Source organism: Chloracidobacterium sp. N, from assembly GCF_018304765.1.
Classification (GTDB): Bacteria; Acidobacteriota; Blastocatellia; order Chloracidobacteriales; family Chloracidobacteriaceae; genus Chloracidobacterium; species Chloracidobacterium aggregatum.
Genome location: NZ_CP072643.1, coordinates 677,885 through 693,841 on the forward strand (window position 1 = coordinate 677,885; position 15,957 = coordinate 693,841).

At 62.9% G+C, this 15,957-nt stretch carries 9 protein-coding genes; 5 read left to right on the top strand and 4 right to left on the bottom strand.

What is annotated here, in order from left to right:
- Positions 1-20 precede the first annotated feature (20 nt).
- Entirely contained in the window at positions 21-1,217 is a 1,197-nt protein-coding gene (locus tag J8C05_RS13880) for a 4-hydroxy-3-methylbut-2-enyl diphosphate reductase (RefSeq protein WP_246840771.1), read from the bottom strand.
- Positions 1,218-1,437: 220 nt separating this feature from the next.
- On the opposite strand from J8C05_RS13880, the gene shc reads away from it, so the two are divergent.
- Positions 1,438-3,417 carry a squalene--hopene cyclase gene (shc, locus tag J8C05_RS13885; protein ID WP_211423351.1) on the top strand — a complete coding sequence of 660 codons (1,980 nt, stop codon included), beginning with the start codon at positions 1,438-1,440 and terminating at the stop codon, positions 3,415-3,417.
- Between the two features lie 172 nt (positions 3,418-3,589).
- Positions 3,590-4,345 (top strand): helix-turn-helix transcriptional regulator, encoded by a 756-nt coding sequence (locus J8C05_RS13890; protein ID WP_211423352.1) that lies wholly within the window; start codon positions 3,590-3,592, stop codon positions 4,343-4,345.
- Positions 4,346-4,405: 60 nt separating this feature from the next.
- Here the strand turns inward: J8C05_RS13890 and J8C05_RS13895 are convergent, their stop codons facing one another.
- From J8C05_RS13895 to J8C05_RS13905, 3 genes are all read right to left on the bottom strand, one after another.
- Positions 4,406-6,550 carry a glycoside hydrolase family 15 protein gene (locus J8C05_RS13895; RefSeq protein WP_211423353.1) on the bottom strand — a complete coding sequence of 715 codons (2,145 nt, stop codon included), beginning with the start codon at positions 6,548-6,550 and terminating at the stop codon, positions 4,406-4,408.
- Between the two features lie 24 nt (positions 6,551-6,574).
- Positions 6,575-8,440, bottom strand: coding sequence for an alpha-amylase family glycosyl hydrolase (locus tag J8C05_RS13900; protein WP_211423354.1), 1,866 nt, complete (start codon positions 8,438-8,440; stop codon positions 6,575-6,577).
- Positions 8,441-8,506: 66 nt separating this feature from the next.
- Positions 8,507-11,731, bottom strand: a complete 3,225-nt coding sequence (locus J8C05_RS13905; RefSeq protein ID WP_211423355.1) for a TonB-dependent receptor — start codon at positions 11,729-11,731, stop codon at positions 8,507-8,509.
- Positions 11,732-12,246: 515 nt separating this feature from the next.
- Between J8C05_RS13905 and J8C05_RS13910 the strand changes: the two genes are divergently transcribed.
- The 3 genes from J8C05_RS13910 to queC all read left to right on the top strand — a co-directional run bounded on the left by J8C05_RS13910 (position 12,247) and on the right by queC (position 15,921).
- Complete coding sequence (locus tag J8C05_RS13910) at positions 12,247-13,590, top strand: MFS transporter (protein WP_246840772.1); 1,344 nt, start codon at positions 12,247-12,249, stop codon at positions 13,588-13,590.
- Between the two features lie 140 nt (positions 13,591-13,730).
- Positions 13,731-15,179 carry a hypothetical protein gene (locus J8C05_RS13915; protein ID WP_211423356.1) on the top strand — a complete coding sequence of 483 codons (1,449 nt, stop codon included), beginning with the start codon at positions 13,731-13,733 and terminating at the stop codon, positions 15,177-15,179.
- Between the two features lie 49 nt (positions 15,180-15,228).
- Positions 15,229-15,921 carry a 7-cyano-7-deazaguanine synthase QueC gene (gene queC, locus J8C05_RS13920; RefSeq protein ID WP_211423357.1) on the top strand — a complete coding sequence of 231 codons (693 nt, stop codon included), beginning with the start codon at positions 15,229-15,231 and terminating at the stop codon, positions 15,919-15,921.
- The last annotated feature ends 36 nt before the right edge of the window (positions 15,922-15,957 follow it).

Sequence of the window (15,957 nt, forward strand, 5' to 3'; positions counted from 1 at the left end):
CTGATCTGACCGGGGGACGCTCAGCCCACGTCGGCCAGTGCCACAAGGCGTTCAATACAATCTCCGACGACCTTGTTGGGCGTCGAAGCCCCGGCCGTGATGCCAATGGTGACGGGTCCTTCCGGGAGCCAGTCCCACGAAGTCGTCTCTTCCTTGCTGAAGGCCGGCTTGTGGCGGATTTCCCTTGCCGATACCAGACACTCCGGCGCATTGATGTGGTAAGTCGGCAACCGCTCTGCGGCAATTTCACACAGGTGCTCGGTGTTGCTGCTGTTGTAGCCGCCCACCACGATGACCAGATCAAGCGGTTCTTCGATGAGCTTCAGGATGGCATCCTGCCGTTCCTGGGTGGCGCTGCAGATGGTGTCAAACGAGCGAAAGCGCGCCCTGACCTCCTCGGCCCCATATCGCTCCTCAATGGCGTGCCGAATCATCTCCGCAATTTCCAGGGACTCACTCGAAAGCATCGTCGTCTGGTTGGCCAGCCCGACACGCTGCAAGTCGCGGTCCGGGTCAAACCCCGGCGTCGCCACGGCGGCATACCTGGCCAGGAAGGCTTCGCGGTGGCCGCGCCCAAGGATGTAATCACACACATCCTGCGCCTGTGCCCGGTCGCGCACGACGAGAAACTTGCCGTCGGGATAGAGCGTCGTCCGCGAGCGCGTGGCCTCGGTTTCCTCGTGGTCGTACTTGCCGTGAATGATGGCCGTAAAGCCTTCCCGCGCATACTTTTCAACCCGCTTCCAGACGTGCACCACCGAGCCGCAGGTTGTGTCCACCAGCAGGCAGCCGATGCTTTTGAGACGCTCCAGTTCGTGGGTCGGCGCACCAAAGGCCGGGATCAGGACAATGTCCTCCGCCGTCACCTCGTCGCCCGGCCGCAAAAAGCAGTAGCCCATCCGGGCCAACTGCTCATTGACGGTGGGGTTGTGGATGATTTCCCCGGTCAGATACACCCGCCGGTCGGGAAACCGCACGTGGGTTTCGTAGGCCAGGTCAAGGGCATGGTCAACGCCATAGCAGAAACCGAACTCCTGCGCGAGACGGAAGGTGAGACGGCCCGCCCGGTGCGTCCCACCGGAAGCCTTGATGCGCTGGACCAACGCACTGTCAAAGTCGTTTCGGATTTCATCGTGAACTTCAGCGCGCAGACCAAACCCGCTCCGGGAAGGATTTTGCCGTTTTGCCGGCGCAGCCGCATCATTCGCTATTGCCATGAGAAACACCTGTGTATTCCGGGAAGAGTCAACGACCTTAGCTGCAAGCTTACATCGCGCTGTAACCATTCGCCAAGCAACGCCGAAAGCACTCCAGCCAGTGACCTTCCCGCCCCCGGCAGGTGTAGCCTGGCTTCTGATTCTGAGATAGAGTCGCCGACTTCGCGCTGGCTGCCCGACAGCCGGCGTCCGTACCCTGCTTTTCCGAGGAACCACCGCTATGCCCGGATTTGCGCCCCGCTTTGTACAACCTGTCGTCGAGTCACCACTGCCGCCCGCCTTCCGCCCGGCGCGGCCGGCGCCGGCCACAGCGGCCGCCGTCGAGGCAGCCATCCGCAAAGCGCAAGCGTATCTTCTTTCCAAGCAGTACCCGGAAGGCTACTGGTGGGCCGAACTCGAAGCCAACGTCACCCTGACGGCTGAGTACGTGTTTCTCCACAAGGTGCTCGGCACGGATGGCGAACGGACGCGGCAGTTTGAAAAAATCCGCACCTACCTGCGCCGCCAGCAGCGCGAACACGGCGGCTGGGAGCTGTACTACGGCGACGGCGGTGAACTCTCCACGAGCATCGAGGCCTACTTTGCCCTCAAACTGCTCGGCGACAGCCCCGACCTGCCGCACATGGCGCGCGCCCGGCAGTTCATTCTGGCGCGCGGCGGCATCACCAAAGCGCGGGTGTTCACCAAAATCCATCTGGCACTGTTCGGCGCGTTTCCCTGGGAAGGCTGCCCGACGCTTCCGCCGTGGATTATGCTCCTGCCGGACTGGTTTCCCTTCACCATTTACGAACTCGCCAGTTGGGCGCGCAGCTCGACGGTTCCCCTGCTCCTTGTCAGCGACCGGAAACCCGTCGTGCGCGTACCGGGCGGCGATGCCGATGAGCTGTATGCCGAAGGCCGCGCCCAGGCCGACCTGTCCCTGCCCAATCCCGCCGGCCCCCTGTCGCTGGGAGGTGTGTTCATCGGCTTCGACCGGATGCTCAAACTCATGGAGCGGTTCGACCTCTCGCCACGTAGGGCGGAAGCCCTGGCGCGGGCCGAACAGTGGACGCTCGACCACCAGGACGACAGCGGCGACTGGGGCGGCATCATCCCGGCCATGCTCAACTCGCTCCTGGGGCTGCACTGCCGGGGCTATGCGCCGACCCACCCGGCCATGCAGAAGGGTATCGCGGCCGTGGAGCGGTTCTGCATTGAGACCGAAGATGAGTTCCACACGCAGCCCTGTGTTTCTCCCGTCTGGGACACGGGCCTGACCATCCTCGCCCTGCTCGATTCGGGGCTGCCCAACGATCATCCGGCGCTCGTCCGCGCCGGTGAGTGGCTGCTCTCCAAGCAGATTTTCCGGGACGGCGACTGGCGGTTCAAAAACCGGACCGGGCCGGCCGGCGGCTGGGCCTTCGAGTTCTGGAACGATTTTTTCCCCGATGTGGACGATACGGCCGTCGTCACCATGGCGCTGCACCGGCTCAAACTTCCCGACGAAGCCGAAAAACAGCGCCGCCTGAAACTCGCCATCGAGTGGACACTCTCGATGCAGAGCAAAAACGGTGGCTGGGGCGCTTTTGATGTGGACAACACCCTCGAAATCCTCAACGACATCCCGTATGGCGACCTCAAAGCCATGATTGACCCGCCCACGGCCGATCTCACCGGCCATATCCTCGAAATGCTGGGCGTCACCGGCTATGCCGCGCCACGGGAGAAGGTCGAACGGGCCATTGCCTTCATCAAAAGCAAACAGGAACCGGAAGGCTGTTGGTGGGGACGCTGGGGCGTCAACTACATCTACGGCACGCACATGGTCATCTGCGGCCTGGTTGCTCTGGGGCTTGACCCCCGCGAAGCCTTCATCATGCGCGGTACGCAGTGGCTCAACTCCTGCCAGAACGAAGACGGCGGCTGGGGCGAGACCTGCGCCAGCTACGGCGACCGGACCCTGATGGGCGTCGGCAAAAGCACGCCTTCCCAGACAGCCTGGGCACTGCTCGGACTGGTGGCCGGTGGTGAAGGTAAGTCCGACTGCGCCCGCCGGGGTATCGAATACCTCGTCACCCACCAGAATGACGACGGAAGCTGGACGGAAGCCGAGTTTACCGGCACCGGCTTCCCCAACCACTTCTACATGAACTATCACTTCTACCGGAACTACTTCCCGCTTATGGCGCTGGGGCGCTACCGGGCTTTCGCCCGGGCCTAGGCCGCCAAGCTAGAAAATTCGCTACACCTTCCGGTGTAGAAAATTCTTGCCCTTCTGACTGGAACGGAGTACTGTCACTGCCGTTACTGGATTTTTCCAGTTTGCCATTCCACAGTGGCTTCCTGAAAAGCTTGTGATGTCGCATTGGGCGCGGCTGCCCAGGGAGGAAGTGATGAGCACCTACACGAACGGTCATGTTCCAGATTACCGCGTCGCCGTCATAGATGAACTCAACCATGCGGCCAAGGCGGTCGAGAAATACGGGCTGCCGGTAACGGCGACCTATACGCTCGAAGAAGCCGGGACGCGACTTTCCGAACTGAGCAAGTACCAGATCATCATCGTCGGGGTGTCGCTGTTTCCCATCCGGCGGCGAATCGTGAATGAGCTGCGGCGGGTAGCGCCGGATGCCTGTCTCGTGTTCCTGCGGCGCGCCCACGAGTTTTCCAACGGGCAGTCGCCCCTGGAGGTCAAAAACACGGTCTCAGCGGACTTCATGCTGAGCGCCTCCTCGCCGGATGAAGTCTGGCTGGCAGCCCAGTCCCTGAAGCACATGTTTCCGCTGCCGACGACCGCCGACCTCGAACCGCCAGCCGAGGCGTTTCTCATGGACCGGGTGATGAAGGTGGTCGCCGCACACTATCAGGACCCGAACCTCAACCTGCGCGCGGTGGCAAGCCGGCTCAACCTTTCTTCGGGGCAGTTGTCGCGGCTGCTCAACCGTCACGCCGGAATGCGGTTCCGGCAGTTGCTCCAGCAGACCCGCCTCGAAGCCGCCAAGCAGTTGCTGATGACGGCCAACTGCACAACCATCAAGGAAGTGGCCTTCAAGGTCGGCTTTGCAGACAGCGACTACTTTTCGCGGGCCTTCAAGCGGTACACGGGCTGCTGCGCCACGGAGTACCGCGAAAACAGCGCCCTCCAGTAAGACCGCCAGTGTTGATGCGGGTGTGCCCCCAATGACAGGCAGGGATGACATTCCTGCCCGTCAGCGGGGGCGTTGCTTTCCGGCGTACCGCTGAAAGACCACGGCCGGCTGTTCGATGACCCGCCTGGCTTCGATGCACATCACGAGCCGCACGAACTGCGCCATGCTCCAGGCCAGAGGCGTGGCGCTGCCCGTGCCCTGACCTATCCGGTAGCGGGCGTCGGGCGGATAGGCCTGGTCCCAGACCTGTTCGGGAATCATCCCCGTTGGGCCGGCAAAGGCCAGCATGGTTTTCGCGTAGGGATTGGCATCGCCGCCGCTGGCAATGACGTATTCGCCGCGCTCGCCAGTCAGCAGCGGCCAGATACGCCCGATGCCTTTGTCCTGCCAGCCGCTGCCGTCAGCGCGTTCGCCATAGCCATCGTAGTTGTAGCGTCGCCACCCTGGCCCCATCGGCGTTTCAACCCGAATCACCCGGTCAACCATCCGCAGTGAACGCACGATTTTGGGATCGTCGGGCGGTACGATGCCCAACCGTACGAGTTCCAGAAAACCCGCATCCACGATGGCGCGCTCGTCGTGCTGGCCGCCTCCGTTGTTGATGTCGAGCTTGAAACCGTCGTTTGGGTCGCGGTTGTTATTGATGCGCAGGTAGTACCCCCGTTCGGCTTCACCTTCGTCCCACGGGCCGGTCGTTGTGTAGCACCACTGCTGGACGCCTTCGGCCCAGCGGTCAGCCGTGCGCTCATAGCGTTCGGCGTCTTCAGCGCGGCCCAGCCGCCGGGCAATGTCTGCCGCGCAGATCAGACCGGCGATTTCGGCGGCTATCGTGGAAGGGGAATAGCCCTCTTCCTCCTCCCACCGCTCCTGTGGCGTGTAGGGGCCGTGGCGCAGGATGTATTCGGCGGCCGGCCGGACGTGCTGGGTGTAGGTCTCGCGGTCAAAGCGTTCGAGTTGCCAGGCCAGGATGATGGGGTAGGCCACTTCGTCAAGCTGGACGCTCGGCCAGTAGGGACGCCCATCCAGCCAGCTATTCTGCGGAAAACTGCCGTCGGCGTTCTGCTGCACCTTGAAAAGGTAGTCCAGGGCGCGGCCGGCGGCGGCACGGTCGCCAAGGGCCAGCCAGGCGGTGGCGACGTGGTAGAGATCACGCGACCAGACAAGATGATAGCCACCGGAGGTCGGGCGGTCGGCATCAGCGGCTTCCCCCCAGGGAATGCTCAGGCTGGCGACGCCCGCGCCAGGGTAGGTTTTGTCCTCGTGGGCCAGCAGGGTCATGGCGGCCACGGCAAACTGGGCGCGGTATTCGGAAGCCACCCGTGGCAACCGCGCCGTAAAGGCCTGCCACTCGGCTTCGTAACGCCCGGCAATGGCGGCAAAGCCCTCGGCCAGCGCCGCCGCGGCAACACTGGCCGCCGTTTCCGGGCGGTCGGCAAAGGCCAGCGCCAAAGTCGTCCGGGGCGCGGACAACTGTCCAATCTGCACGACGTTGCCATCCACAGCGCGCTGTTCACGTCCGTCCAGCCGTCCGTCGGCAGCCAGATCGGTCCAGCCGTCGCTGACCCCGGCAAAGCCACTCGACACCACCTCAAAGGCCGGCTGTGCGGCGAACGCCATGGCAATGGTCTGGTTGGTTGTGGCATCGCGGTCGGAAGCGACGAGCGTCCGGCCGCGGTGTTCGCCCGTATCTCCCAGGCCACTGTTGGCCACGGCCGGGTCAAGCAGGGCAAAGACCTCGTAGTTGCCGCCGTCCAGCGCCGTGACTTCGACTTCGATGAGCAGCGCATCGCGGTTGGGGTCACAGGCATAACGCTGTGTGATGCGCCACCGCTTGCCGTCGCTCATGGTCTGGGCAAAGGACAGGGCATCGTCGCGGGTCCGGCGCGTCTCCCGCTCCAAGGCATCGCGGGACGCACACCCAACGTACCCGTTGCCGACGATGACAAAATCCAGCGCCCGCAGGTTGGGCATATCCACCGTCGGGTAATAGACCTCCGTCAGGCCCGTTGCGCCCAGGGTGAACCACACCCGTGATCGCCGACTGACGGCCGTGCCCACGCCCAGCTTGCCGCCGGAAGTCCAGGTGGACCTGACGCCGGGCCGGCCCGGAGCCTCTCCCGATGCCTCTCCCGATAGGGGCGGCACGGAAAACAGCCCCGGACAGACCAGCGCCACGGCAAGCACGATGCTTACCAGTTTCATCATGGTGACTCCTTGTGGAAAACACGCTTATCGAACGCGAAACACCCGGTAGCCAAAGGCTTCCACCGGCACACGCAGGGTTTCCCGCACCTGCATTTTTCTGTCGTTGACGGGAAATGAACTGTGTACCGGATTCACCGTGCACGGCCGGTTGGGTGCGCCGTCACAAATGGAGGCCGCAGGTATCGGCACTTCCACCCGGTTTCCGTTGCCGTTGACGACGACGAGCAACTTTTCCTTGCCGTCTTCGCGCAGAAAGGCCCACTGCCGGCCTTCCACAACCAGATCGCGATGGCGGCCATGCCGCAGCGCCCGGTGACGGCGACGGAGTGTCAGCAACTGCTGCGTCTCCTCCCACAGTTTCTGTTGGTCGGGCGTCCGCCCGGCCGGGGTAAAGGCATTCGGGGTATCGCCGAAGCCGCCCGGAAAGTCACGCCGGTTGTCGGGGTCTTCGCCACCATCCATCCCGATTTCATCCCCGGCGTAGAGCTGGGGGATGCCGCGCAGCGTCATCAGCAGCGTCAGGGCCAGTCTGACGCGCCGCCAGTCGCCGCCACAGGCGCGCATGATGCGCGGCACGTCGTGATTGCCGATGAAGGTGACGTTCATGTGGGGATTGCCGTAGAGCGCATCCTGCTGCAACAAACCAGCAAGACGGGACGCCGGAGCATCCCCGGCGGCAAAGTCCCGGATGGCATAAAAGAGCGGAAAGTCAAACTGCGACCGCAGCCCGGTGTCAATGCCGTCCCAACCGGTTCTCCCGCCACGAAAGAAGGCAATGATGTTTGGATCGCCATGCCAGATTTCGCCGACGGCCGTGAAGTTCGGAAAGGCGTCATCCATGGCGCGCTGCCAGTCGCGCCAGAACGGACGGACGACATAGGGGTAAGTGTCGAGCCGCATGCCGTCAAGCCCCACCTTTTCCGCCCACCAGAGGGAATTCTGGATGGCATAGCGTTGGTACTTCTCATCCGCGCCGTTGAGGTCCGGCAGGATACCGGCAAACCAGCCTTCGAGCACCAAGGCGCGCTCGTGCGGCGTGGCATCCGGGCGCGTCAACGCCGGGATGTCAAAATTGCAGGTGAGGTGTTGTTCCGGGGTTCCGTTGAACCAGGTCGGCGTTGGCGGACGGCGCACCCAGGGGTGCTGCGGCCCCGTGTGGTTGGGAATGACATCCTGAAGCAGCTTCATGCCGCGGCGCCGCACTTCCTGTGCCAGCGTCTGGTATTGCTCCAGCGTTCCGAAGCGCGATTCGACGGCGTAAAAGTCCGTCGCGCCGTAGCCGTGATAGTCCTCGCTGGTATCGGCGTTGTCATAAACCGGCGTCATCCAGATGGCCGTGACGCCCAGCGCCTGGAGATAGTCGAGTTTCTCGATGACGCCGCGCAGGTCGCCCCCGTGATAGGCGCGTGGGTTGGCACGGTTGGCTGGCGGCATTCCGGGTGGCGCGTCGTTGCTGCGATCGCCATTGGCAAAGCGGTCAATCATCAGCAGATAGACGACATCATCCGGTGTCAGGCCGCGAAAGGCCGTCGTCCGGGGCAGGGGCGAAAACACCGCCCAGGGGAGCGGCCGCGCGCCATTGGGCGTAAGCAGATTGAGTTGGACAGGTCCGGGACGCGCCTCCGGGGTGATGGTCACTTCACAGAACGCATAGCGCCCGCTGGAGGTCACTTCGACCCGGCCGGGTGTGATGCCGGGCGTGTTGCTGTCAAGGCGCACGCCGGTCAGATGTTCACCCGTGATGAGCAGCTCGATGGTCGTCGGACGGGTCACGGTAGGCCAGTCGGGCGGCTCGACTTTGGTTACAACCTGGGACAGGCCCACCACGGTGAGCCACACCAGCCACCAGCCACCGCCGACGGCACAGAACAACCAGTTGATTCGTTTCATAAGCGGGGAAAGGCAGCGTGAGCGGAACAGGATTCCGCTCACGCCCGGGGTGCGTCAGGTGACAGGCTAGAAGGACAGCCGCAGGCCAAGCTGTACCGAACGGTTCGAGCGGTTGCGCACCGAGAAAATGCGCCCGAAGTCGCCGCCCAGAAAGACGTTCGGGAAACCAAGCTGGGGTTTGTTGAACAGGTTGAACGCCTCCGCCCGGAACTCCAGATTGACGCGCTCCGTGATGGTAAAGCGCCGGAAGATGGAGCCATCCACCGTGGAGATACCCGGTGACCGGAGGAAGGCGTTGCGTGGGTATTGTTCGGACGGGTTGGCGGAGGGTGCAAAGGCATCGGTGTTGAACCACCGCGCGGCACTGCGCCGGCCGGCATTGGGGTCCTGCCCCGGCACAAGCCGCGCCCGGCCGCCATCGCCGCCAAAGACCGAGAAGGGCGTTCCGCCCTGCAGCGTCAGGATGGCGTTGAGCTGGTAGCCATAGAGCAGCGCCCGGATAACCCGGCTGCTGGCTTCCCTGAAAAACGGCAGGTCGTAGTTGAAGGCCCAGGTGAACCGATGCCGTACGTCATAGTCGGCCAGACCGGGGGCAAGTCCGCCGGGATCGGCCGGCGTGGAGCGGCCGGCGCCGCCCGTTCCGGGAAACGGCCCGGGTGAGTTGTTGGTGGCTTTCCCGAAGGTATAGGCCGCCAGGTAGCTCAATCCCTTCCAGGCCCGTTGGTTGACCTTGATCTGGAGCGAGTCATAGCGGGATTCGCCCACGTTGGCGATGGTCGTCAACCGCCGGGTGATTTCGGCGTCTCCAAAGCCACCGACGGTGGTCACTGCCGTGACGTTGTCGCCGCGTGTGCCGACGTATGCAATGTGGAAGGCCAGAAAGTCGGTCAACTGGTGCTCGAAGGTGACATTGAACTGCTGCACCCGCGTGTTGCGCGTGTTGCGCGGGGTGAAGCGAATCTGCGTGCCGGGCGGAAGGTTCGGGGAGGCAGGGTTGATCGGGTCAGGTGGGGGGATCGGTTGGCCCAACCGGACGTTCGAGCCCGGGCCGTCGAAGCGGAACTGCGTCACGATGAACGGCGGGTTCTGCGTCAACTGGTTGGCAATGCCGCCGCGGTCCAGCGAATAGAACAGCCCCCAGCCGCCGCGCACCACCGTGCGCCCATTGCCGAACAGGTCGAAAGCCGCGCCAATGCGCGGGGCAAAGTTGTTGCGGTCGGTATCCACCAGCGAACGTGAATTGCCGTCGCGCCCGGCCAGCAGGATACGCCCACTGAACGGGTCAAAGTTGGCCATCCGGTTGTTGAGTTCGTAGTAGGGCGTAAACAGCTCATAACGCAGGCCGGCGTTGAGCGTCAGCCGACGGTTGATGCGCCAGTCATCCTGCGCAAAAAAGCCCATCTCATAGCTGCGCGTCGTCGCGGCCGGGATTTCCGGGTTGGCCGTGGTGGTAAAGGCTGTGCGCCCGACGAGCATCTGCGCCACCTGGTAGCCGGTCTGCCCCAGGCCCGGACTCGCCGGCGGCGGCCCGCCAGGGGTGAAGGTCACGACCTGGTCGGAGAAAAAGTAGAAGCCCTTGCTGAAATCCGCCTGCACCGAGCGGATGTTGCGCTGAATGATGGAAGCCCCGAACTTGGCCGAATGGTTGCCAGTAACCCAGGTCACGGCATCGGTGAACTGAATTGTCCGCTGGTTGAGGATGAACTCGCCAAAGTCGCCCAGGTATTCCAGAAAGTCCCCGTTGCCGCCGCCAATGAGCGAAATGCCGTTGGCGCGGGTGATGCCGTTGATGCCGGGGATGCCAAGCTGACGGTTGAGGTCCGTCCCGAAGCCGAGCGGCAGGAACTCGATGTTCTGCTTGACGTAGCCAAACCGCAGCTCATTGACGACATTGGGCGTGAACGTGCGCGTGTAGTTGCCCATCACGCTGTGGTTGAACTGCCGGTTCGTTCCTGAACCAAAGCCGGTCTGGGCGTTGATGCCCAGCCGCCCCGGATCGAACTGCGGGTCGTCGGCAATGCTGAACCGCACAAAGACGGTATCCCGCTCCGTGAACCGGTGGTCCAGCCGGAGGTCGCCGCCCTTGAAGTTCTGCCGCTGGAGCTGGCGGTTGAAGAAGTTGAAGCGCGCCCGGTCAGGCAGGTCGGGAAGCGGAAAGAAGTTCAGATACCGGACGGCAGCCGGGTCGAGCCGGTTCTGGGGAATGATGTTGCCCGGAAACGGCTCTCCGGTCAGCGGGTCGAAAATCTGCACCGCCGCGCCCAGACCGGTGAAGTTGGGATTGAGCAGTTCGCTGAAATCGCCCTGCCGCATGCGCGCCGTCGGCACGGTGAAGGTGCGTCCTTCCTCACGCGGCAGCCGCTGCCGCAGTTGCTGGTAGTCGGCAAAGAAAAACGTCTTTTCACGGACGATGGGGCCGCCGAAGGTGCCGCCAAACTGATTCCGTATGAACACCGGTTTGGGCGGCACAAAGCCGACGAGATCAGTGGCGCGGGCATCCATGGCCGAGTTGCGGAAAAACTCAAAAGCCGAGCCGTGAAAATCATTCGAGCCGGAGCGAATCGTGGCGCTGACAATAGCCCCGCCACCACGCCCGAACTCGGCCGGGGCCACACTCGTGATGACCCGAAACTCCTCGATAGCTTCAATGGGCGGGAAAAACACGATGCTGTTGACAATGGACTCATTGTTGTCAATCCCGTCGAGGGTGAAGTTGTTGTTCTGCTCCCGCAGACCGTTGACGGAGAGCGCCGCCGAGCCGGTGTCACCCTGGCGGAAGGTTTCGGCGTTGCCGCCGGACCCATCGGCGTTGCTGCCCGGTGTGCCGCGCGTCACGCCCGGCGTCAGCGTGGCCAACTGGGTGAAGTTCCGCCCGTTGATGGGCAGGTCAACGATCTGCCGGCCGGTGATGGTCTGCCCGACGGACGAACTCGCGGTTTCCACCAGCGGCGCGCCAGCCGTGACCTCCACGACATCCGTGATGTTGCCCGGCTCCAGCTCGGCATTCAGGCTGAGCACCTGATTGACGCGCAAAACGACTTCCGGGCGAGCAAGTTTCTTGAAGTTGGGCGCTGAAAATTCGATGAGGTAGGTTCCGGCCTTGAGTACCGGGAACACATAGACCCCATCCGCATTGGTCGTTGTTTCAAGCTTGGCATTCGTTGCGGTTTCGGTGGCGGTGACGGTCGCGCCGGCAATGACGCTGCCGCTGGTGTCGGTGACAACACCGGTCAGCCGCGCCGTATCACTCTGGGCCAGCGCCGGCCAGACGAAACCAAACAGAACGCCCAAAAGTATGCCGCACGAACGGAGCCAGCAATGTGTTCGCCGCCGTTTCAAACCGGTTTCTGCGGCTGACACACACCGCCCCATGCGCGCGGGGTGAGCGTAAGACATAGGGGGATTCCTCCTGAGAAATGACGCTCTCATCGCAGCCGACAGGGGGTGGCCAAGTCGGGTCAAATTGGGCTGAAGCATCTGCGCACGTTGTACGTCCGCTCATCAGATCTGGATGCAGGCGCGCTTCCGGGCGCACATCTCCTGATTACCCTTGGCGGCAGGGCCCACTCCGTTGGGGGGAGGCGGAATGAGCGCGTCATCAATGTTGACGCTGCGTTACAAGCGTGTTAGAGCGTGCGGAAACTTACGAAGTCTGTTTCACGGTGTCAACCATCCCCCGGCCGACAGGTGAAAAAAAACTGGTTCCGGGTTCCTGGGAGCGATGGTGTGCCTGGTGCCCCCCGTTGGTGCCCTTCGGCAACGTCACCCGGCAATGGCAACCGCCGTGTTTGTACCCGGAGAACAAAATGACCATGGCCTCGTCTCCGTCTTCTGCTCTGTCGCGTCGTCGCCCGATGAGCGACATTTTCACCATGAATTTTGGCTTTCTGGGCATCCAGTTCGGCTGGGGCCTGCAGATGGCCAACATGAGCGCCATCTACGAAAAACTCGGTGCACAGCCGGATGAGATTCCCCTGCTCTGGCTGGCCGCGCCGATGACGGGCCTCATCGTCCAGCCTGTTGTCGGCGCGCTGAGTGACCGGACATGGACGCGCCTGGGCCGCCGCCGGCCCTACTTTCTGACCGGGGCCATTCTGGCCAGTCTGGCGCTGTTTGCCATGCCACACTCGCCAGCGCTGTGGGTTGCGGCGACGCTGCTCTGGGTTCTCGACAGCAGCATCAACGTCAGCATGGAGCCGTTCCGGGCCTTTGTCGCTGACCGGCTCGATGACGAACAGCGTCCGCTGGGCTTCGTCATGCAGAGTTTTTTCATCGGTGTTGGCGCCACGCTGGCTAACATTCTTCCCTACATCCTGCGCGAATGGCTGGACATCACCGGGCGCGCCGCCAATGGCGTGCCACTGGCAACGCTCTACTCCTTCCAGCTTGGTGCGGCGGCGTTTCTGGGCGCGGTACTTGTCACGGTACTGACGACGCCCGAAGACCCGCCCTCTGACCTGGAGGCGTTCCGCCGGGCGAAGGCGCAGGCCGGTGTCTTTGACTGGGTTGGCGACATTGGAAATGCCCTGACGGCCATGCCATCGGTGATGAAGCGGCTGGCTGTGGTGCAGGTGTTGACCTGGCTGGGGCTGTTCTGCATGTGGCTGTTTTTTGGCCCGGCCATCGCGCGTCATATCTTCGGAGCGGCCGATCCGGCGGCTCCAGCCTACGACGAAGGCATCAACTGGGGCGGCATCTGCTTTGCCACGTATTCGGTCGTCTGTTTTGTCGTGGCCTTTGCCCTGCCCAAGCTGGCAGCGCGTCATGGCTGTGCAACCGTCCATGCCATCGCCCTGACCTGTGGCGGGCTGGGACTGCTCTCAACGGGACTCGTCGCCAACCGCTACTGGCTGCTGGTCGCCATGGTTGGCGTCGGCATTGCCTGGGCCTCGATTCTCTCGATGCCCTACGCCATTCTGGCGCGCGCCCTGCCCGGCCACCGGATGGGCGTCTTTATGGGCGTCTTCAATTTCTTCATCGTGCTGCCTGAAATTGCGGCGGCGCTGACCTTCCAGCCGCTCGTCAAGTACGTGTTTGGTGGCAACCCGCTCTATGTCGTGCTGCTGGGCGGGGCCAGCCTGCTGGCGGCGGCCGGCGCGACACTCTTTGTCGAGCGACCGGCAACTGCCACCGCCTACCGTCCAGTCTGAGTGGCCGCTCTCTGAGTGTCGCCTTGTCCGGTGTGGTGGCACCAACCGGGTTTTCGGACTCCTGCGGCCGCGTTTTGCCTGGCGGGCGGTAGCTTGCGTATGCTTGCTTCGTCCCGATCCTGCTTCAGTCCAACGCCTCTATGACCAACCTCACTCCGGCAGAACGATTCAGCGTGATGGAACGCCGGCTGGCGGAAGGCGCCAAACGGTTGACCCTCACTGAGGCGGCCGCAACCACCGGACTGTCCATTGACGAAGCCGAAGCTGCGCTCCGTGAACTGCTCATGCGCTATGACTGCGTTCTTCAGGTCACAGAAAACGGCGACCTCATCTATGACTTCGGCCCGCGACTGCATCGCCGCGATGAAAAATCATTCCGTGAATATCTCGACGAGTTTCTGGAGCTGTTGTGGAAAGGCTTTGTCCTGTTCTTCAAGGCGTGGATTGCCATCACACTGGTGGTCTATTTTCTGATTTTCCTCACCATACTCGTGATGGCCGTCATTGCACTGCTGTTTGCGGGAGGCAACAAAAGCAAGGGACGACGCTCGCGGAGTGCGGCTCCGTTTCACCTGATCTACTACGCCGCGCGGCTGTTCGTGGCCATTTTCGACTGGGGGACGGCGGCGACGACGACAACCTACCAGACCGATCAGCATGGCTATCGGTACGCAACCTATCAGCCCAAGTCCGCCCCCCTTTCCCCCTTCCAGCCGAAGAACGCCCAGACGGCACAACCTGCCAAAAAGAGCTTTATTGCTTCCGTGTATGACTTCGTTTTCGGGCCGCCGCGCGTAACCCGTGACCCACTCGAAAACCAGAAGGAAATCGCCGCCTATGTGCGCCGCAACAAGGGCATTCTTTTTGTTTCTGAAATCAAGGCGCTGACGGGACTGGACTCGACGCCGGCGGCGCTTCTGTTCTCCGATTGCATCGGACGCTTTCAGGGCGATATTCGGATTAGCGACCGCAAGCTGATGTACGGGCTGTTTGACCGCCTGCTGCGTACCGCCGGTGAGGATGAGGGGCGTATCGTGTACTACTGGGACGAATATGAGCCGCCGCACTTTCTGACCGGCAATACGCCCCAGATGAATGTCCTGATTGTCTTTCTCAACGGCTTCAACCTGCTGTTTTCGCTTATCATCCTGTCCGGTGCGTTCGAGGAGGCCCTGTCGGTGTTCTGGCTGGGAACCGTGCCCCTGCTTTTTTCGGTCATCTTTTTTGCCGTGCCCCTGCTGCGCCTGCCGGTGGTACTGTGGCGGGAGGCGCGCCGCAACGCCGAAAACCAACGCCGCAGGGTCATGCGCGCCATCTTTCTCAACCGCGGCCGGGCGCAAACGCCGGAACAGGTGCTGCATATTGTCAATCAGCCCAGCGGGCCCGAACCACTCTCAAAAAAGACCGTCGAAGACATCCTGGCGCGGCTGGTGCGCGACCTGCCCGGCGAGATACGCACCGATGCCCAAGGGCAGGTGCTCTATGAATTCCCCATCATCACACTGGAACTCGAAGAAGCCGAACGGCTGCGCGCCCAACGCCGGGTTGAGCGTGATCTCGGCAAGGTTGTCTTCGACAGCCGCCAGTGATGCCTGCCGCCCCCATCATGCCCGCACGTGAAGTCACCCTATGTCGCAGATGAGCCATTCATCCCGCCCGGCAGTCGTTCTGCTGAGCGGTGGACTTGACTCGACCACCGCGCTGGCCATTGCTCAGGCCGAAGGCTTCACCTGCCATGCCCTGTCGTTCGACTACGGACAGCGGCACCGGCTGGAACTGGAAGCCGCCCGCCGGGTGGCAGCGGCGTTCAACGTGGCCCGCCATCTGGTGGTGACGTTCGACCTGCGCGCCATCGGCGGTTCGGCGCTGACCTCTGATCTGCCCGTACCCAAAGACCGCCCGCTTGAAAGCGTGGGAATTCCGCCAACGTACGTTCCGGCCCGCAACACGATTTTTCTTTCCTTTGCGCTCGCCTGGGCGGAAACCCTGGCGTGCACGGATGTTTTTCTGGGTGTCAACGTCTATGACTACGCCGGTTATCCCGATTGCCGGCCGGAATATCTGCGCGCCTACGAAGCCATGGCCAAACTGGCGACCCGCGCCGGCGTTGAAGGCGCCCGGCCGTGGAAGATTCACGCGCCGCTCATCACGCTGACCAAGGCCGAAATCATCCGGCGTGGACTGGCGCTGGGCATAGACTACGGCCTGACACACAGTTGCTATGACCCGACGCCGGAAGGACTCGCCTGCGGCCGCTGTGATAGCTGCCGTTTTCGTCTGAAAGGATTTGCCGAGGCTGGCGCAACCGATCCGCTGCGCTATGCTTCCTGAATCCAACACTCCCGCACGAACGAACCCTTACCAACC